Origin of the sequence: Dermacoccus barathri (assembly GCF_015070805.1) — a bacterium.
GTDB lineage: Bacteria > Actinomycetota > Actinomycetes > Actinomycetales > Dermatophilaceae > Dermacoccus > Dermacoccus abyssi.
This window is the reverse complement of sequence record NZ_JADCTK010000007.1, coordinates 86,510-105,187: the sequence shown is the minus strand read 5'-3', so window position 1 is coordinate 105,187 and position 18,678 is coordinate 86,510. Positions and strand designations below refer to the sequence as shown.

Annotated in this window: 17 protein-coding genes; 6 read left to right on the top strand and 11 right to left on the bottom strand. The window is 68.5% G+C overall.

Annotated elements, in window-relative coordinates:
- Nucleotides 1-44: 44 nt before the first annotated feature.
- The gene (locus IM689_RS13090; RefSeq protein ID WP_187035772.1) at nucleotides 45-677 is read right to left on the bottom strand and encodes an O-methyltransferase; all 633 of its coding nucleotides are present in this window, start codon (nucleotides 675-677) and stop codon (nucleotides 45-47) included.
- 204 nt (nucleotides 678-881) lie between these two features.
- Between IM689_RS13090 and sigE the strand changes: the two genes are divergently transcribed.
- The 3 genes from sigE to IM689_RS13075 are packed head-to-tail and all read left to right on the top strand — an operon-like array spanning nucleotide 882 to nucleotide 2,681.
- Nucleotides 882-1,574 (top strand): RNA polymerase sigma factor SigE, encoded by a 693-nt coding sequence (sigE, locus tag IM689_RS13085; protein WP_082128595.1) that lies wholly within the window; start codon nucleotides 882-884, stop codon nucleotides 1,572-1,574.
- Nucleotides 1,571-2,155 (top strand): anti-sigma factor, encoded by a 585-nt coding sequence (locus tag IM689_RS13080; RefSeq protein WP_193644320.1) that lies wholly within the window; start codon nucleotides 1,571-1,573, stop codon nucleotides 2,153-2,155. The genes sigE and IM689_RS13080 overlap by 4 nt, the downstream gene beginning before the upstream one ends.
- Nucleotides 2,156-2,186: 31 nt before the next feature.
- Nucleotides 2,187-2,681, top strand: coding sequence for a Sec-independent protein translocase family protein (locus IM689_RS13075; RefSeq protein ID WP_193644319.1), 495 nt, complete (start codon nucleotides 2,187-2,189; stop codon nucleotides 2,679-2,681).
- Between the two features lie 228 nt (nucleotides 2,682-2,909).
- On the opposite strand, the gene IM689_RS13070 is transcribed toward IM689_RS13075, so the two are convergent.
- The 4 genes from IM689_RS13070 to IM689_RS13055 form a co-directional block, all read right to left on the bottom strand.
- Nucleotides 2,910-4,043: an Mrp/NBP35 family ATP-binding protein gene (locus IM689_RS13070; protein WP_193644318.1), complete on the bottom strand. Its 1,134-nt coding sequence runs from the start codon at nucleotides 4,041-4,043 to the stop codon at nucleotides 2,910-2,912.
- Nucleotides 4,044-4,142: 99 nt separating this feature from the next.
- Nucleotides 4,143-4,745, bottom strand: coding sequence for a DUF1003 domain-containing protein (locus tag IM689_RS13065; protein WP_047311046.1), 603 nt, complete (start codon nucleotides 4,743-4,745; stop codon nucleotides 4,143-4,145).
- Between the two features lie 77 nt (nucleotides 4,746-4,822).
- A complete protein-coding gene (locus IM689_RS13060; protein ID WP_047310304.1) occupies nucleotides 4,823-6,130 on the bottom strand; it encodes a magnesium transporter MgtE N-terminal domain-containing protein in 1,308 nt (435 codons plus the stop codon).
- Nucleotides 6,127-6,771 (bottom strand): hypothetical protein, encoded by a 645-nt coding sequence (locus IM689_RS13055; protein ID WP_193644317.1) that lies wholly within the window; start codon nucleotides 6,769-6,771, stop codon nucleotides 6,127-6,129. The genes IM689_RS13060 and IM689_RS13055 overlap by 4 nt, the downstream gene beginning before the upstream one ends.
- Nucleotides 6,772-7,029: 258 nt before the next feature.
- Between IM689_RS13055 and IM689_RS13050 the strand changes: the two genes are divergently transcribed.
- Entirely contained in the window at nucleotides 7,030-7,731 is a 702-nt protein-coding gene (locus IM689_RS13050; RefSeq protein ID WP_052946711.1) for a L,D-transpeptidase family protein, read from the top strand.
- Between the two features lie 79 nt (nucleotides 7,732-7,810).
- Here the strand turns inward: IM689_RS13050 and IM689_RS13045 are convergent, their stop codons facing one another.
- Nucleotides 7,811-9,313, bottom strand: coding sequence for an aminopeptidase P family protein (locus IM689_RS13045; protein WP_227484846.1), 1,503 nt, complete (start codon nucleotides 9,311-9,313; stop codon nucleotides 7,811-7,813).
- A 215-nt stretch (nucleotides 9,314-9,528) separates the two neighbouring features.
- Between IM689_RS13045 and IM689_RS13040 the strand changes: the two genes are divergently transcribed.
- Nucleotides 9,529-10,887: a threonine/serine exporter family protein gene (locus IM689_RS13040; RefSeq protein WP_193644315.1), complete on the top strand. Its 1,359-nt coding sequence runs from the start codon at nucleotides 9,529-9,531 to the stop codon at nucleotides 10,885-10,887.
- Nucleotides 10,888-10,893: 6 nt separating this feature from the next.
- Here the strand turns inward: IM689_RS13040 and IM689_RS13035 are convergent, their stop codons facing one another.
- Together IM689_RS13035 and IM689_RS13030 are read right to left on the bottom strand one after the other, a co-directional pair.
- Nucleotides 10,894-11,715, bottom strand: coding sequence for a DcrB/PsbP domain-containing protein (locus IM689_RS13035; protein ID WP_193644314.1), 822 nt, complete (start codon nucleotides 11,713-11,715; stop codon nucleotides 10,894-10,896).
- 23 nt (nucleotides 11,716-11,738) lie between these two features.
- On the bottom strand, nucleotides 11,739-12,245 hold the full coding sequence (locus IM689_RS13030) for a hypothetical protein (RefSeq protein ID WP_193644313.1): 507 nt from the start codon (nucleotides 12,243-12,245) through the stop codon (nucleotides 11,739-11,741).
- Between the two features lie 24 nt (nucleotides 12,246-12,269).
- Between IM689_RS13030 and IM689_RS13025 the strand changes: the two genes are divergently transcribed.
- A complete protein-coding gene (locus tag IM689_RS13025; RefSeq protein ID WP_193644312.1) occupies nucleotides 12,270-13,121 on the top strand; it encodes a PHP domain-containing protein in 852 nt (283 codons plus the stop codon).
- A gap of 96 nt (nucleotides 13,122-13,217) precedes the next feature.
- Here the strand turns inward: IM689_RS13025 and IM689_RS13020 are convergent, their stop codons facing one another.
- The 3 genes from IM689_RS13020 to IM689_RS13010 form a co-directional block, all read right to left on the bottom strand.
- Nucleotides 13,218-15,035 carry a BCCT family transporter gene (locus tag IM689_RS13020; RefSeq protein WP_193644364.1) on the bottom strand — a complete coding sequence of 606 codons (1,818 nt, stop codon included), beginning with the start codon at nucleotides 15,033-15,035 and terminating at the stop codon, nucleotides 13,218-13,220.
- A 332-nt stretch (nucleotides 15,036-15,367) separates the two neighbouring features.
- On the bottom strand, nucleotides 15,368-16,876 hold the full coding sequence (locus IM689_RS13015) for an AI-2E family transporter (protein WP_193644311.1): 1,509 nt from the start codon (nucleotides 16,874-16,876) through the stop codon (nucleotides 15,368-15,370).
- Nucleotides 16,877-17,012: 136 nt separating this feature from the next.
- The gene (locus IM689_RS13010) at nucleotides 17,013-18,668 is read right to left on the bottom strand and encodes a DEAD/DEAH box helicase (protein WP_193644363.1); all 1,656 of its coding nucleotides are present in this window, start codon (nucleotides 18,666-18,668) and stop codon (nucleotides 17,013-17,015) included.
- Between the last annotated feature and the right edge of the window lie 10 nt (nucleotides 18,669-18,678).

Sequence of the window (18,678 nt, the reverse complement as noted above, 5' to 3'; positions counted from 1 at the left end):
GGGCGAGCGCCTTCTTCGTGTGTTCGAGCTGAGTCGTCGGCTGATCAGCGCCTGACGCACACGAGGAGGCCGTCGCCCACAGGCAGCAGCGTCGTCATGAGGTCGTCGTCCTCACGGAGCGTCTTGGCCAGCGCGCGCAGGGTCATCGTCGTCTCGTCGCGTACCGCGGGGTCTGCCACGCGGTCGTGCCACAGCATGTTGTCGAGCACGACCACGCCCCCCGGGCGTACGAGGCGCAACGCCTGTTCGACGTAGGCCGGGTACTCGTCCTTCTCCCCGTCGACGAGCACGAGGTCGTACGCGCGATCGGCCAGACGTGGCAGCACCGTGAGCGCACTACCCGAGATGATGCGGGTGCGCTGCGGGGCGTGACCCGCGCGCTGGTAGGCCGCGCGGGCTGCGCGCTGGTGTTCGAGACTCACGTCGATCGTCGTGAGGACCCCGTCGCTCGGCATGCCTTCGAGCAGCCACAGCCCCGAGCAGCCGGCGCCCGTGCCCACCTCGACGACGGTGCGTGCGCCCGTCGTCGCAGCGAGCATGCGAAGGGCCGCTCCCGCGGCGGGGCTCACCGGCGTCGCGCCGAGGTGCTCGCCCTGTTGGCGCGCAGCCTCGATGTGGGCCGGTTCGTACGCGAAGTCCTCGGCATACGCCCAGCTGGCCGGTTTGAAGCTCGTCATGACGTTGATTCTATTTGGAAGCAAGTCTCGCCCGCGAACCGTCGGAGCACATCGATCGGCTGCGGAGGGAACGAACGGGTAGCCGTTCGCGTTGAAACCGTCGAAGAGGGGCCTGGGCGACGCTCAGGCCACGCACAGACGGCCCGGTCAGGATGAGTACAGAAACCATGCGGTGTCGACTCGTTCGACCGGGGAGGACATGAGATGAGAAGCCAGGTGCCGGACACGGTCAGCGACCCGGTTCACCCAGTCAACACCCGCTCGCGCGTCGTCGTGCCCGAACGGGCACCCGAAGGCTGGGCTCCGCCGACGTGGGAGGAGATCGTCACCGAGCACAGCCCGCGCGTCTACCGCCTGGCCTACCGCCTCACGGGCAATGTTCACGACGCCGAGGACCTCACGCACGACGTCTTCGTCCGCGTGTTCAACTCCCTGAGCTCCTACCGGCCGGGAACCTTCGAGGGCTGGCTGCACCGCATCACGACGAACCTCTTCCTCGACCGCATGCGTCGAAAGCAGCGCATCCGCTTCGACGCGCTCGCCGACGATGCCGACACGCGCCTGCCCTCCACGGCCCGAGGCCCCGAGCAGGTCGTACTCGACGCCGAGTTCGACGACGACGTGCAGCGCGCGCTCGACGCCCTCGCGCCCGACTTTCGTGCCGCTGTCGTCCTGTGCGACATCGAGGGGCTCTCCTACGAGGAGATCGCGGCCACCCTCGGACTCAAGCTCGGCACCGTGCGCTCCCGCATCCACCGCGGGCGCGCCGCACTGCGTGAATCGCTCGCGCACCGTTCGCCTGCGGCCCGCGAGGAGCGCCGACGCGCCGGAGATGTCGTCGTGCGCGCAGCCACCGACGGGCTCGGAGGGCCCCGCACAGCCCTGGGGATGTCGTGACGCGCCGCTACAGGGAGGGCCACCTCGGAGAGTTCGTCGACGCCTACGTCGACGGCCAACTCGATGAGACGAGCTCCCACCTCGCCGCACGGCACATCATCAGCTGCGAGAGCTGCCGCCAGAGCGTCGAAGCCGAACGTGCCATCGTCCTGCAGGTGCGCCGAGTGCCCCTCGACCCCGGACGTCACGCTCGCCTCGTCGCAGGGCTCGTTGCGCTCGACACACGTGATCCGTCGTACGACACACCTCGTGGCGAGGCCGCCGTGCATTCCCCGGCGAAAGAGGAGCGGGTCCACCTCCTCTCCCCGGACGCCCCCGCGCAGTACAACCGATCTTCCCGACGCCCGGTTCTCGGCATGGTCGCGCTCGCGGCAGCCTGCGGCGCCATCGTCATGAGCAGCGCCGCCCACCCGCGCAGCACGGCACCCGGCGCCCCCACCATGGCGTCCAACGCCCAGACCACCGACCACTTCGACGCGCCCGAGGTGCGCGGCGAAGGCCCACGATCGGTTGCCCGCAGCGCCTGGTCCGTCGTCCTGATTCAGGCGAACGACGAGCGATCAGGCAGAATGGCACCATGATCGAGATCGACTTCGCAGGGGTGACGCGCGCGTGAACATCCCGTTCATCGACATCAACTCCGGCGAGTTCATTCTCATCGTCATCATCGCTCTCGCGCTCATCGGCCCGAAGCGCCTGCCGGAATACATCGCGAAGTTGCGCACCTTTATCCGCACCGCACGCGACATGGCCGAAGGTGCCAAGACCCAACTCAAATCCGAGATGGGCCCCGAATACCAGGACATCGACTGGCGTCAGTACGACCCGCGTCAGTACGACCCGCGCCGCATCGTTCGCGAAGCCCTCTTCGACGACCCCGACGCCGATATCGCCGCCGAAGTCGGCCTCACCGAACGTCGAGCCAACGGCTCCACCGCGGCCGGCGCCGTCGGCCCCGACCACGCTGCGTCCGGCGTCGGCGCCGAAACCCACAGTGCAGGCGTCGGCGGCGAGGACACCCAAGCGATCCCCAGCGCCCCGCGCTCCCACATCACCGCCGAATACTACCCCGACCGCACCACGCCGTTCGACACCGACGCGACGTAGGCGCTCCCTTGCCCTATCTTCCGGTGATCTGACCTCGCAAGCTCGGTCAGATCCCACGGTGCGACAGGCCTTCGGGGCGAGTCGGCTCCCAGCGCGGTCCGGTTGGTCTGCGCTGCTCACCTTTCGCGGCACATCCTCACTCTTCAGCGGGCGACGTGCGTGCTTCCGCTACATGACGAAGCGCCTCGGCTGGACCTTTCGGTCCGGCCGAGGCGCTTCGTGTTCGCTTTACTTGCGGTTCGGGGTGAGGCCCAGGCTGCGGCCCGCCAGGCCGCGCGCACGCGTGCCGAGGCCCTTCGCGATACCGCGCAGCGCCACCGCGGCGGGGGAGTCGGGGTTGCCCACGACGACCGGCGTACCCGCGTCAGCGCCCTCACGCAACGTCGTGTCGAGCGGAATCTGGCCCAACAGCTCGACCTTCGCGCCGATGGCCTGCGTCAGCGAGTCGGCGACCGTCTGGCCGCCACCCGCACCGAAGATCTCCTGACGCGTGCCGTCCGGCAGCTCCAGCCACGACATGTTCTCGATGACGCCGGCCACGCGCTGCTTCGTCTGCAACGCGATCGCGCCGGCGCGCTCCGCGACCTCCGCGGCAGCCTGCTGCGGCGTCGTCACGACGAGGATCTCCGCCGTCGGGATGAGCTGCGCCACCGAGATGGCGATGTCACCCGTGCCGGGCGGCAGGTCGAGCAGGAGGACGTCGAGGTCGCCCCAGAACACGTCCGCGAGGAACTGCTGCAGCGCGCGGTGCAGCATCGGGCCTCGCCACACGACGGGCTGGTTACCGGGCACGAACATGCCGATGGAGATGACCTTCACGCCGTGGCTGTCCGGCGGCAGGATCATGTCGTCAACCTGCGTCGGGCGCTGCTCGACGCCGAGCATGCGCGGCACGGAGAAGCCGTAGATGTCAGCGTCCACGACACCGACCTTGAGGCCCTGCTCCGCCATCGCGGCAGCGAGGTTCGTCGTGACGGACGACTTGCCGACGCCACCCTTGCCGGAGGCGACGGCGTAGACGCGCGTCATCGAACCCGGCTGCGCGAAGGGCACCTCGCGCTCGGCCTGACCGCCACGCAGCTGCTCACGCAGATCCTTGCGCTGCTCGTCGGTCATGACATCGAGCGTCACGTTGACGCCGGTGACGCCCTCGACGCCCATGACGGCCTTCGTGGTGTCTTCGGTGAGCTTCGACTTCAGCGGGCAGCCCGCGATCGTCAGAAGGATCGTGACGGCGACGTGGCCGCTCTCGGAGACGTCGACCGAGTCGACCATGCCCAGTTCGGTGATGGGCTTCTTGATTTCAGGATCTTCGACCGTCGCGAGGGCAGCGCCGATGGCATCGAGAGTGGGAGTGGACATGCCATCCATCGTACGACCCAGTACGAAGTGCTCATGCCGGGGCGACGTGGTGTTGCACACGTCCGCCTTGCCGCCCGGAGACGGCGGGAAGGGCGCCGATCAGGCGCCGCTCGAGACGTCCTTGCGCCGCGGCTTGCGCTCGTTCTTCGAACGCTCCGCGCGACCGCCCGCCTCCTCCTCGTCGTCCTCCGGTGAGGCAAGCATGCCGCGCTCCTCCATCTCCTCCAGGAGCGAGCGCAGCTCGGAACGGACGAAGTCACGCGTCGCGGTCTCACGCATCGCGAGACGGAGCGAGGCCACCTCGCGGGTGAGGAACTCGGTGTCGGCGAGATTGCGCTCGTCGCGTGCCCGGTCCTGTTCGAGACCGACACGGTCACGGTCGTCCTGACGGTTCTGCGCGAGCAGGATGAGCGGCGCCGCGTAGCTGGCCTGCAGCGACAGGATGAGCGTGAGCAGCGTGTAGTTGAGCGCACGAGGGTCGAACTGGGCCGATTCGGGCATGAAGGTGTTCCACGCCAGCCAGATGGCGACGAACAGCGTCATCCAGATGAGGAACGTCGCCGTGCCCATGAAGCGCGCGAACTTCTCGCTCGCGACACCGAAGTTCTCGGAGTCCATCGAGAAGCGCGGCAGCACACTCGCGCGCTTCTCCTGGGGCTGATCGAGGCGCCCCGTGCTCTCGCCGCGTTCGTCGCCGCGCATCTCGCGGCGCGCTTCCTTGAGAGCGTCGCGGCGCATCTCCTCGCGGTTGTCGCGACGTTCGTCCTTGCCGCTACGGCTCATGCGTCCACCCCCGGCAGCTTGCGGTCGTGGTGAAGGTCGTGGCGCTCCTCACGCCAGTCCTCGGGAAGGATGTGGTCGAGCACGTCGTCGACCGTGACGGCGCCGAGCAGGCGCCCGTTGTCGTCGACGACGGGCAGCGAGACGAGGTTGTACTGCGCCAGCGTGCGCGTCACCTCACCGAGAGGAGCCTCGACGTTCAGCGGGTCGATGGTCGAGTCGACGACGTTGCCGACCGACGTGTGCGGCGGCTCGCGCAGCAGACGCTGCGTGTGCACCATCCCGAGGAAGCGTCCCGTGGGCACCTCGAGCGGCGGGCGCGCGATGAAGACGGCCGACGCGAGGGCCGGGTCGAGCTCCTCACGGCGCACGACGGCGAGTGCCTCCGCGATCGTGGCCTCCGGGCCGAGGATGGCGGGCTCGGTGGTCATGAGACCACCGGCGGTGTTCTCGTCGTAGGAGAGGAGGCGTCGCAGCGGCGCGGCGTCCTCGGGCTCCATCCGCTTGAGCAGGTCCTCGGCCGTCTCGGGCGGCAGGTCACCGAGGAGGTCGGCGGCGTCGTCCGGTTCCATGGCCTCGAGGACGTCGGCGGCACGGTCGGTGCCGAGCGCGGCGATGATCTCGACCTGGTCGTCCTCGGGGAGCTCCTCGAGGACATCGGCGAGCTTGCCGTCGTCGAGGGCCGCGGCCACCTCGGCGCGCCGCTTCGGTGTGAGGTCGTGGATGACCTCGGCGAGGTCCTCCACGCGCAGGTCGTCGTACGCCTCGAGGAGTCGCTCGGCCGACTGCTCCTGGTGCTCGCGGTGCAGACCGAAGACATCGCGGATGTCGTGCAGGCTCGTCTTGCCCGCGCGTCGACGCGCCAGCCGGTTCATAGCCCGCGACGCGCTCGAGGCGCTGCCCGACTCACGCACGAAGACCTTCGTGATGTTCCAGTCGCGGCGCTGGTTCTGCTCCATCGACATGTCTTCGACCGTGCCGACGAACTCCTCGGCCTCGGGGTCGCGCACGGTGACCTGGCGGTCGAAGAGCTCGGCGCACACGAGGGTCTCGTTGTGGCGCTGCTCGAAGCGGCGCATGTTGACGAGACCGGTGGTAATGACCTTGCCCGCGTCGATGGAGGTGACGCGCGTCAGCGGCAGGAACACGCGGCGGCGCTGGACGACCTCGACGACGAGGCCGATGACGCGCGGGCTCGGGTTCTTGCCGAAGACGACGACGACGTCACGAACTCGCCCCACACGGTCTCCGAGCGGATCGAAGACGGTGAGGCCGACGAGGCGGGCGACGAAGACGCGGGTACTCACGGGCTCACCTTAGCCGCGCCGCCGTCGTCACCCGACCCGGCTTCCGGCGAGGGAGGACCGCTTTCGTTCGTCGCCTGTTCGTCGGCGCGTTGCGCGGCACGGTTCGCGCGCTCGGCGGCGGCCCGTGCGGAGCGGGTGGGCCCGGATGCCGGACGCCGGCCGTCATCGGGACGGTCACCGGGCGTCTGCTGCGCCGGGGTGGGTGTGTCGGATGTCGAGCCACTCTCCGCGGCTGGCGGCGGCAGCTTCTGTCCGCGCAGCACGACCGTGGTGAGGTCGGGAACGAGCCGCAGAACCGTGGCCTCCTCACGCCACCGAGCCACGATGTCGCCTCCGGGAGCGTTGAGTCGCCCCGCCTTGAGAGCGCCCGTGGCGGCTTCCCAGTCGTCGTCCTCGGGCGAGACGACGGAGGCCTCCGCGTCGAACGCGACGAGGCGAGCGCGAGACTCCTTGGCCCGAGCGACGACGCTCGTACGCCCCACGTGGACGGGGCTGTACTGCTCACCCGGGCCCGTGACGACGTACGCGACACCATCGACGACCACGTGCCAACACGGTGCAGACCCGGCCGCGGAGGTGAGCCACAGCAACCCCGACTTCGCGAGGGCTTCGGCGACGAGACGGTCGGTGGGTGCACTCATGCACGCAGTATTTCATTGCGATTTCGTTGCAGGTGCTCGCTACACGGCTCCGGCGGCGGAGCCGCATCGGGTTTCTCTGGCATGATGGATGTTGGTTTGGATGGAACGACGTACGAGCACTGCGGGCGCGGTGTCGTCGACGGTTCGACGAACATCGACCTCTTGGGGAACCGGACGCCTCGCAGTTGCGTCATAGGTACGCGGGAGGGAAACCGCAGCGGCCGAGTGGTCGCCCGTTCCACGAGAAGGAGACGTGTCATGGAACACAACGAAATCAGCCGCCGCGGTGTCGTCGCGGGTGCTGCCGCCATGGGCGCACTGGCCGCCGTGGGTACCGGCGTGGCCACCAGCGCCTCCGCAGCCAACCCGGTTCTCAAGGCCGGTAGCCGCGGTTCGTCCGTCACCGCGCTTCAGAAGCGCCTCAACTCGCTCGGCTACTGGTGTGGCACGCCCGACGGTGTCTTCGGTGCGCTGACGGTGCAGGCCGTCCTCGCCATCCAGAAGGTCGCCGGTCTCGGCCGCGACGGGGTCGTGGGTGCCAAGACGTGGGGCGCCGTCAACCGCGGAACCCGCCCGGGCAGCCGTCGCGGTGGTAACCGCATGGAGGTCGACAAGCGTCGCCAGATCGTCATGGTCGTGCGCGGTGGTTCGGTGAAGTACATCTTCAACACCTCCACCGGCAACGGTGAGCTGTTCACCTACTACGGCCGCAAGATCCGCGCGACCACGCCGTCCGGCGAGTTCCGCATCAACCGTCGCGGATCGAACGGCTGGGACTACGGCGCACTCGGTGGCCTGTGGCGCCCGTTCTACTTCAACGGTGGCATCGCCTTCCACGGCTCCGCGTCCATCCCGGCCTACCCGGCCTCGCACGGTTGCTGCCGCCTGTCCGTGTCGGCGCAGAACTTCCTCATCGCGAACCGCCTGCTCTACATCGGCGAGCCGGTCAGCGTCTACTGATCGCGGACGCTCCCACGATCGAAGACGGCCCGTCACCTCCTCTCGGAAGTGACGGGCCGTCGCTCGTCCGGGCAGAACGTCAGCGGCTCCAGACGTCCTTGATCCAGGCCTCGACCTCGTCAGGCTCACGGGGAAGGGCCTTCGACAGGTTCTCGTTGCCGTCGGCCGTGATGAGCACGTCGTCCTCGATGCGCACACCGATGCCGCGGAAGCGCTCGGGGGCGAGCTCGTCGTCCGCCTTGAAGTACAGGCCCGGCTCAATCGTGATGATCATGCCCTCGCTGAGTTCGGCGTCCATGTACTCCTCCTTGCGGGCCAGGGCGCAGTCATGGACGTCGAGGCCGAGGTGGTGGCTCGTACCGTGCACCATCCAGCGACGGTGGTACTGGCCGTTCTCCGGGTCGAGCGTCGCCTCGACGTCGACACCCTCGGGAAGAAGGCCCCACCCGTGCAGGCGCTCGGCGATGACGCGGATGGCCGCGGCGTGGACGTCGGAGAACTTCGCACCGGGTTTCGCGGCCGCGAAACCGGCGTTCTGTGCGTCGAGGACGGCCTGGTAGATCTCGCGCTGGGCAGGGGAGAAGGTTCCCGAGACCGGCAGCGTACGCGTCACGTCGGCGGTGAACAGCGAGTCGACCTCGACTCCGGCATCGATGAGGAGGAGGTCGCCGGAGCGGATCTCGCCGGTGTTCTTGATCCAGTGCAGCGTGTTGGCGTGGTCGCCGCTCGCGCAGATGGAGTCGTAGCCGACGCCGTTGCCGGCGTGACGCGCGTGGAGTCCGAAGACGCCCTCGACCCAACGCTCACCGCGACCGCGGTGTACCGCTTCCGGAAGGTCGGCGACGACGGCCTCGAAGCCACGTGCCGTGGCGTCGCAGGCCTCGCGCATCTGGCCAACCTCCCACGCGTCCTTCGTCAGGCGCGCGGTGGACAGGAAGCGTGCCAGCTCGGCGTCCTTGGCCTGGACGGCCTCGGTGGCCGCCTCGTCGAGGTGGGAACGCACCTGCTCGATCTGGGCGGTGACGTCGGCGTCGGCGTCGCGCACGACGAGGACGTCGACGGCGCCGGCGTCCTTCGCGACGGCGTCACCGAACTCGTCGATGTGGCGGGCCGTCACGCCCAGCTCGTTCGACATGTCATCGAGTGTGGGCCGGGCGCCGACCCAGAACTCTCCGTAGCGGCTGTCACCGAAGAACTCCTCGGTGTCGCGGCCTGCGAGGGGCTTGAAGAACATCTGGGCTTCGTGGCCACCCTCGGGGCGCGGCTCGAGGACGAAGACGGCGTCCGGTTCACGATCGGCGCCCAGGCCCGTCACCCAGGCAAAGGCCGAGTGGGGACGGAACTGGTAGTCGCAGTCGTTGCTGCGGACCTTGAGTCCGCCTGCGGGGATGACGAGCCGTGCTTCGGGAAACTCCCGCGAGAGGGCCTCGCGGCGGGCCGGCGTGAAGTCCGCGACGGCCGCACGGGCCGTCGGCGTCGTGTCGCGCGGCGCCCAGCCGGAGGCCACGAACTCGCGGAACTGCGCGCCGCCGGGGCGGCTTCGGTGCTCTGCTTGCTGCTGCTTCTCACTCACACCTCCCATTGTGCCTCCTCGCGCCGACACTGCGCCGGGTGGGCGGCTTGCCGACCCAGTGTGGGTATGCCGCACAATGACGGGTGGCTGATGGTGGATGCGACAAGGTGGTGAAAATGCCCGAGGGCAACATGCGTGGACGGCCCCAACGATCGACGCCGGGCGGTTCGACACGCGTGCGAGGACGAGCTCGATCGGTGCTGCGTCCGAGCGGTCCTCCGACGATGCCCATCGCGGTTCGGGGCGGGAGTGACTACGTCTCGGAGTGGCACACCCGCGCCGTCATCGACTTCTGCCTGCGTCTGGGTGAGGCCATGCTCGTGACCGGGGCCTCCGTCGCCGACACGACAGCTGCCCTGTTGCGGGTCTGCCGCGCCTACGGCCTCTCGAGCGTCCACGTCGACATCACCTACACCTCCGTGACGCTCAGCATGCACCGCGGCGTGCACCGCGACCCCATCACCGTCATGCGCATCGTCAGTTCGATGGGTACGGACTACTCGCGCCTCGAGGCACTCCACTCCCTCGTGCGCGAGATCGGTGCCAGCGGCGGCGAGCCCGTCGACATCGAGGACAACCTCGGTGAGCTCGAACGCATCCTCGAGATGCCGCACTCCTACCGTCGCGGCGTCGTGACGGCAGCGTGGGGTCTCATGGGTGCCGGTGTTGCCATGCTTCTCGGTGGCGGTCTCATGATGATCCTCATCTCCGGGATCGCCACCGCGCTCATCGACTACGTCCAGGTGCGGTTCGCGCGGATGGGGCTGTCGACCTTCTTCGGACAGGTCATCGGGGCGACCATCGCAGCCGGCATCGCGGTGGCATTGATCGTCATCCGCGATCACACCGGCGGCATCTGGTGGCTCGCACAAGTGCGCCCGAGCATCGTCGTGGCCTCGAGCATCGTGGTGCTGCTGGCCGGTATGTCCGTCGTCACCGCTGCGCAGGACACCCTGGACGGCTTCTACCTCACCGCCGGTGCGCGCACGTACGAGGTCATGCTGCTGACCGGCGGCGTCGTGGCCGGGGTTCTGCTCGTGCTGAGTCTCGCGCGTCGCATCGGGGTGAACCTGTACGTCATTCCCTCGGACGGGTTGGCGCAGAACGTCGTCGTCCAGATCCTCGCCGGAGCGCTGCTCGGCGGCGCCTTCGCCGTCTCGGCCTACTGCGCGCCCCGGGCGGTCCTCGTCTCGATCGTCACGGGTGGGGTCTCGTGGCTCCTCTTTGCCACGTTCAACATCCTGGGGGGCACCTCGCAGCCCGTTGCCTCCGGAATCGCGACCTTCCTCATCGGGTGTGCGGCACCGACGGTGGCGCGGCGACTGCACGTGCCGAGCATCGCAGTGACCGCCGCGAGCATTGTTCCCTTGCTGCCCGGTCTCGCGGTCTACAAGGGCATCATGTACTTCGTCACGGACAACGAGGACAACAACTGGGTCGACTCGTTCCTGCTGGCGATGCTCGTGGGGCTTGCGCTGTCGGTCGGCGTCTCCCTCGGGACGCTGCTCGGCCGTCAGATTTCCGCAGGCGCGGACTCACTCACCTCGAAGGTGTTGCGTCGCACCGTCCAGCAGACCGACTGACGCGCGTCACTTCGACGTCGACGACGCCGTGGGCTTCGTGGACGTGCTGCTCGAGGGTTTCGCCGAGCCGGTTGCCTTGCCGGACGAGGAGGGCGCCTTCGAGGACGAACTCGACGAGGAAGCTGTGCTCGAGGAACTGGAGCTCGGCTTCGGCGGGTTGGACGTCGAGGTGGGAACGGGGGCCGGTGTCGTGCCGCTGGCGATCGAACCCTTGTCGCCCTTCTTCGTCCACGTCAGGCCGGCGAGGAACGACGTGAGGGTGGCCTCGTCACGCTTCGCGTCGGCCTGGGCACTCGTCAGCGTGATGACGTAGAGGGCTTTGTCGTGCGCCACCATCGTGTAGGTCCGCTGCAGTTCGACGTTCTTCTCCGTCGACTTGGCCGTGAAGGCCACCGACTTCTCACCCCCGACGGTGCGCTCGGGAAGCCGCTCCACGCTCGCGCCGTCCTGGCGAGCCTGCATCATCGCCATCTGGACGGTCTGGTCGAGAGCCGGCGCGGGGGAGACCTTCGAGCGGGTGATCGCGATCGTGGGGGCGACGTTGTGAGCGACGGTGGCCGAGGAGAGGTAGGCGACGGCCTGGGCCTTCTTCGACAGGTTCCATCCGCTGGGCACCACGAAGTTGAAGACCTTGTCGGAACTCACGACGGCGCCGGGGCTCGGCGACGTCACCGGGTTCGGGTTGGGCGCAGCCGTCGTCGGCGACTGGGCACCGTTCGTGAACGTCGACGACGTCGGTGTGACGTCCTTCGGGTCGGCGCCCGAACTACAGGCCGTCAACGAGACGAGGGCTGCAGCGGTGAGGGCGGCGACGACGTGGCGAGGCATGAAATCCAGCCTATCGACGTGGCTCACGCGCCCTGGGAGCGACGCGCGGCGCACCGCGCGAGCCACGGCGTGACCGGCCTGCGCCACAGCAGATAGACGGCCGAGACACCGACGACGACGGTGACGAGACCCAGAAACGCTCCCGGGCCGAAGGAACGCACCGCGGAGAAGGCGAACGTGAAGGTGTAGACGGTGGCGAAGAGCGTCGCGAGAGGCCGTCCGCTGGTGCGACCGATGGCGCACAGCCGAGCGACCACGAGCCAGAGCGCCACGAACGTCACGCCGGTGCCGACACCGAACCAGTACGCCTGATCGGTGGCTCGCTCGAGCGCCTTGCCGTCGAGGGAGCGGTCGAACTCGTCGGCGAGGCGGGCCGTCTGGGCGCGGATACCCTCCCGATCGAGTGCCGTCGTGAGGGTCGACAACGCCTGGACGAGCGCGCCCGCAAGCATGAGCCACACCGCGTACCGCACGGGTTGGGGCACGGCCTCGCCGGTGGTCGTGTCGTCGTCGGAGCGGAAGGATTCCACGACGAGCAAGGCTAACGTGTGAACGTGCGTATCGACCTTCACACCCACTCCACCTGTAGCGACGGCACGAGGACGCCGGCTGAGGTGGTCGCAGAAGCGGCTCGCTCCGGCCTCGACGTCGTCGCCCTCACCGATCACGACACGACGCGTGGTTGGGACGAGGCAGCGGCTGCCGCCCGTGAGCACGGCATCGACCTCGTGCCCGGCATCGAGGTCTCGTGCAAGCATGAGGGGATCAGCATCCATCTGCTTGCCTACCTCCCGCCCACGGACGGCGAACTGTTCGCCGAGCTCGAGAAGGCCCGCTCGTCGCGCCTCACGCGAGCGCAGCGCATGGTGGAGCGCTTGGGTGAGGACGTCGAGATCACGTACGAGCAGGTGCTCTCCGTCGCCGGTGCCGATGCGACCATCGGGCGGCCGCACATGGCGGACGCTCTCGTCGCGAACGGCGTCGTCGCGAATCGCTCCGAAGCGTTCGAGCGCTACCTCTACAACGGCAGCCCGTACCACGTCGGCCATTACGCGCTCGATCCCGTGCGCGCCGTGGAGTTGGTGCGCGCGGGCGGTGGAGTGCCTGTCATGGCGCACCCCTTCGCCGAATCGCGCGGGCGCATTGTCGACGAGGACGTCGTGCGTGCCATGGCTGACGCCGGCCTCGTCGGCATCGAGGCGCACCACCGCGACCACGATGCCTCACAGGTCGAGCGGTCGCTCGCGATCGCCCGGGAGCGTGACCTCGTCGTCACGGGCTCCAGCGACTTCCACGGAGCCGGCAAGCCCAACCTATTGGGGGAGAACACGACTGCTCCCGACCAGTACGAACGGCTGCTCGCCGCGGCTTCCGGCGGTACCGAGGTCGTGCGGGCCCGCCACTGAGCCGTGTGATCGCGTCGTGAAGTGAAGCACGAACGCCGTCGGCCCGGGAACCACGTGGTTCCCGGGCCGACGGCGTTGCTCGAGTCTCGAGGCCGATCAGACGTCGTGACGCGGCGGCTGCCCCTTCGGGCGAACACGCGGACGTCGGGGCGTCTCACCGGGCGCACGCGTGGCAGCGCTGTCACCCGTGGCGACCTCGGTGGCGAGCGTCGAAACCCTCTCGGCGTGCTCGGACGGCACGGCGACGAGGCTGATGTCGTCACCGCCGTGCGTCTTGACGCCGCTGATGACGGCCTTCTCGATGAGGTCGCGTCCCTTCTGGGCGCGCAGCATCATCGGGTCGGAGTGCAGCTCCCGCACGAGCGCGACGCACATGAGCACCATGACGATGACGAACGGCAGCGAGCTGACGATCGTGATGTTCTGCAGGCTCGTGAGAGCGGCCGACGAATCTCCTTCGGCCAGGCCGGCGAGAAGCATGACGGCGGCCACGGCGCCGGTGGCGGCACCCCAGAAGATGACGACCCAGCGGCTCGGCTCAATGCGGCCACGCTCGCTCAGCGTGCCCATGACGATCGAGGCCGCGTCGGCGCCCGAGACGAAGAACACGGCGACGAGCACCATGACGACGACCGTGGTCACACCCGCGAGCGGGAAGTGGTCGAGGACGTCGAACAGGGCCGCGTTCGAGTCGACGGTGAAGACACCCTCGACCTTCTTCGCGATGTCGTGGGTCTCACGCTGCACGTCGATCGCCGTGCCACCGAAGATGGCGAACCACACGAGCGAGACGAGCGACGGCACGAGGAGAACGCCGGTGATGAACTGGCGGATCGTACGGCCACGCGAGATGCGCGCGATGAACATGCCGACGAACGGGGTCCAGCTGATCCACCAGGCCCAGTAGAAGACTGTCCAGCTCGCGAGCCAGTCGTGCATCGGCTGCAGGCCGGTGGCCTGGCTGCGCGACGCCATGAAGGGCAGCTGGTCCATGTAGTCGCCGAGGCCGGTCGGCAGCAGGTTGAGGATGAAGGCCGTCGGGCCGACGACGAACAGGAACACGGCGAGCACGAGGGCGAGCACCATGTTGAAGTTCGACAGGTACTGGATGCCCTTCTCGACGCCGGAGACGGCCGAGAAGATGAAGCAGATCGTCAGGATGACGATGATCGACACGAGTGCCGTGCCGCCGACCTTGTTGACCCAGCCGTTCTTCTCGAGGCCCGCGGCGATCTGCAGGGCACCGAGGCCCAGCGATGCGGCCGAACCGAACAAGGTCGCGAAGATCGCGAGACCGTCGATGACCTTGCCGACGGGTCCTTCGGCGCGGCGTCGTCCGGTGAGCGGAACGAACGTCGAGCTGATGAGCTGGCTGCGCCCCTTGCGGAACGTTCCGTACGCGATGGCGACACCGACGACGGCGTAGATCGCCCACGGGTGAAGCGCCCAGTGGAACATCGTCGTCGCCATGGCGACCTGGAGGGCCTCGGGGCTCTCCGCGCCGGCACCGCTACGCGGCGGCGGGGTGACGAAGTGCGTGAGCGGCTCGGCGACGCCGTAGAACATGAGGCCGATGCCCATGCCAGCGCTGAACATCATCGCGATCCACGAGGTCGTCTTGAACTCGGGCTTCTCGTTGTCGTGACCGAGCGGAATGTTGCCGTAACGGCTCGCCGCCAGCCAGATGGCGAAGATGACGAAGCACGTGGCGAACAGGATGAACGCCCAGCCCATCGAGTCCATGACCCACCCGAGGGCGGTCGAGGAGCCCGACGACATCGTCTTGGGCGAGAGAAGACCCCACGCGACGAACGCGATGGCGAAGGTAGCCGTCACGCCGAAGATGATCTTGTCGAGAGTGCCCTTGTGGACGGCCTCGTGCTGGGGAATGGGCTCGTCGACGCCGACGAGCATTTCGTGGGACGAGTGCGCGGTCGACGAATCCGACGACGTGCCCTCGTCCGAGGCTGTGTGCTGCTGCGAAACGCTGTCAGGTTCCGCTGGTGGTGTCGTGTCGGACACGCGGAACCTCCCGTATCGGCCCCTTGCGGGTGCCTACTTTGCGTACTCGGACAACCGCTTTCCCCCGAAGGGAGGGAGACCGGTAACCATGTGAGCCTACCGGGGCCCGTGACGCATAGCGAATGAAATCAGTTAAGCCGCCCCGTCAGACGGGTCACGTCCGAGCACGAAACGCCCCCGCCGTCGGAAGCGAGACCGAGGACGGGGGCGTGACTGACATGCGTTCAGCGCCGGAAGCGGCGGCGCAGTCCGCCGACGACGGACCGGGCGCGGTCGGCGGGTGCGGAGCCGTGCGCAATGACCTGCGACAGCGTGCTCTTCTCCCCGTCGTCCGCAGCTATCGCGGCACGTGATTCGGCGCCGATGCTGGTCTCCTCACCCCGCGCCTTCCGGTCGGCGAGGCGCCGAAGACGCTCCGTGCGCAGGGCCGCGGTGCGCCCCCGGTCGGTGCGGTACTCGAGATCGTCGGCACTGATCGTGCCCGCACGCAGGTCGATCTGCTCGCCCACATAGCGGAAGAGCACGGCGATGGTGGCGACGACCGGAACGGCGAGGAAGCCACCGACGACGCCGTGGCCCTCGGAGCCCGCCGCGATACCGAGCAGGACGAGCACGGGGTGCAGCGACATCGAGCGGCTCTGCAGCATCGGCTGGAGCACGTGGCCCTCGATCTGCTGCACGGCCACGATGATGCCGAGCACGATGAGCGCCGTCGTCGGACCCTGCGTCACGAGGGCGACGAGCACCGCGAGAGCACCCGCGACGAACGCACCCACGATCGGGATGAAGCCACCGAGGAAGGTGATGACACACAGGGGCAGGGCCAGGGGCACGTCGAGGATGACGAGACCGATGCCGATGAAGATCGAGTCGATGAGGGACACGATCGCCTGGGTGCGGATGAAGCCCGAGAGCGTGTGCCACGCGCGGGTGAAGACCTCGGTGAGGTGCGCGCCGGTGCGCTCACCCGTGACCAGACGCACCCACGGCAGGAATCGGTCACCGTCCTTGATGAAGAAGAAGGACAGGATGAGGCTCAGCACGAGCGTCACGAGGACACTGCCGACCGTCGTCACACCGGAGAACACTCCGGACGCGATGACGTCACCGGACTTGGTGATCTTGTCGTTGATCGTGCCGACCGCGTTGTCGATCTGCTGTTGCGGAACGTTGAACGGCGGGCCCTGGACCCACTCCTGAACCTGTGAGACGCCCTGGGTCGAGCGGGTCGCGAGTTCCGGAGCCTGGTTCGCGACCGAGGGCACGATGGCGGAGATGACACCGCCGAGGATGCCGAGGGCGCCGAGGATCGAGATGACAGCCGCCAACGCCGGGGCGCAGCCGCGTCGACGAAGCCACGCCGTCGGCGGCCACAGGACCGTGGCGATGATGAGGCCGAGGATGAGCGGCAGGATGATGACCCAGAACGGCGCGAGCGCGCGTCCGAGCAGGTAGAGCGTGACGATGACGACGCTGATACGTAGTGCCCAACGCGACATCGAGGCAAAGCCCGACGCGAGGATCTGCGAGCGATCGGCCATGGGGCCGTTCTCCGGCTCGTTCTCGTCCTGACTCTCACGGCGCGCATCGAGGTTGCGCTCGTCGAAGTTCTGGTCGCCGGTGTTGCGGCTGTCGTCCTGCTGGGGCGGAACGTCGGCGTCGGCGTCGAGTGGCCTGGAATCGTCCGGGCCAGCAGCCGGAATCTCGTCGTCCTGGCGCTTGGCTGGCGTCATAGGTGGGCGACCTTTCGTGGCAGTGTCTTTGGGCCCACAGTAATGGGCGTGAGGTGCCGCCCGCGAGGTGGCGGCGCGGGGCGTCGCACGATGCGAAACAGGGCGCACCCCAAAGGATGCACCCTGTTTCGACCGATCAGTTCTGGTCGGACGGCGGCGTGTTCGCGCCGCCCGAACCACCACGCGTGCGGCGACGACGTCGGCGCGGCTGGCCGTCGCCGGAAGCCTTGGAGGAGTCGGCTCCGTTGCTCTCACGGCTCGGACGGCCGCCGCCTCGGGGGCGATCGCCGTTCGAGCGGGAGGTGCCTCGGCCACCTTGGCCGCGGCCACCGGAACGGTTGCCGCGACCGCCACGACCACCGGAACGCTCGCTCGAGCGCTCACCGCCGGAGCGGCCCGTCTCGCCGAGGTCCTCGACGCGCTCGGCTCCGAGGCCTTCGCGGGTGCGAGCCGACTTCGGCAGCTTTCCCGTGGCGTTCGTCGGGATGTCGAGATCCGTGAAGAGGTGCTCGGAGCTCGAGTACGTCTCCTGCGGGTCCGGGATACCGAGGTCGAGCGCCTTGTTGATGAGCGTCCACCGGTGCAGGTCGTCCCAGTCGACGAGCGTGATGGCGATACCGGTGTTGCCCGCGCGACCGGTGCGGCCGATGCGGTGCACGTAGGTCTTCTCGTCCTCGGGGCACTGGTAGTTGACCACGTGCGTGACGTTCTCGACGTCGATGCCGCGCGCGGCGACATCGGTGGCGACGAGGACGTCGACCTTGCCCGCACGGAAGGCGCGCAGGGCCTGCTCACGAGCGCCCTGGCCCAGGTCACCGTGCAGCGGCGCTGCCGCGAAACCGCGCGCGTTCAGCTCGTCGGAGACCTTGGCGGCGGTGCGCTTCGTGCGGCTGAAGATGATGGTGAGGCCACGGTCCTTGGCCTGCAGGACACGGGCGAGGAGCTCGACCTTGTCCATGGCGTGCGCGCGGTAGACGATCTGCTCGATGGCAGCCACCGTCTCGGCCTCGCTCGCGTCGTCCTGCATGGCGCGGATGTGCGTGGGCTGCGTCATGTAGCGGCGCGCCAGCGCAACCACGGCGCCGGGCATCGTCGCGGAGAAGAGCATGGTCTGGCGGGCGGCCGGCGTCATCGCGAGGATCTTCTCGACGTCAGGCAGGAAGCCGAGGTCGAGCATCTCGTCTGCCTCGTCGAGCACGAGCCCACCGACGTACGACAGGTCGAGGTGTCCGCGGGAGGCGAGGTCGATTAGGCGACCGGGCGTACCGACGACGACCTCGACGCCACGCTCGAGGGCTTCGATCTGCGGCTCGAACGCGCGGCCACCGTAGATCTGGACGATACGGATACCGCGGCGCTTGGCAGCAGCCTCGAGGTCGGAGGCGACCTGGACGGCGAGCTCACGGGTCGGCACGACGACCATGGCCTGCGGCTTGCCCTCGGGTGCCGGGACGGGGGAGTTCGACGTTTCGCCCTTCACGGTGACGCGGGCGAGGAGCGGGACACCGAAACCGAGCGTCTTTCCGGTGCCGGTACGGGCCTGGCCGATGATGTCGTGGCCCGAAAGAGCCACGGGCAGCGTCATCGCCTGGATGGGGAAGGGGTGGACGATGCCCTTGTCGGCCAGGGCCGCGACGATGTCGGGGTGGACGCCGAAGTCGGCGAACGTCTGGGTGGAGATGGGCTCGGCGGGGGCCTCGGCCTCGATGGAGGTGATGCCGGCCGAATCGAGTTCGGCCGCGCTCGGCTGGGTCTGGGTCACGATCGTGCTTCCTGTCGGGCCCCGGGGCATGGTTGCCACG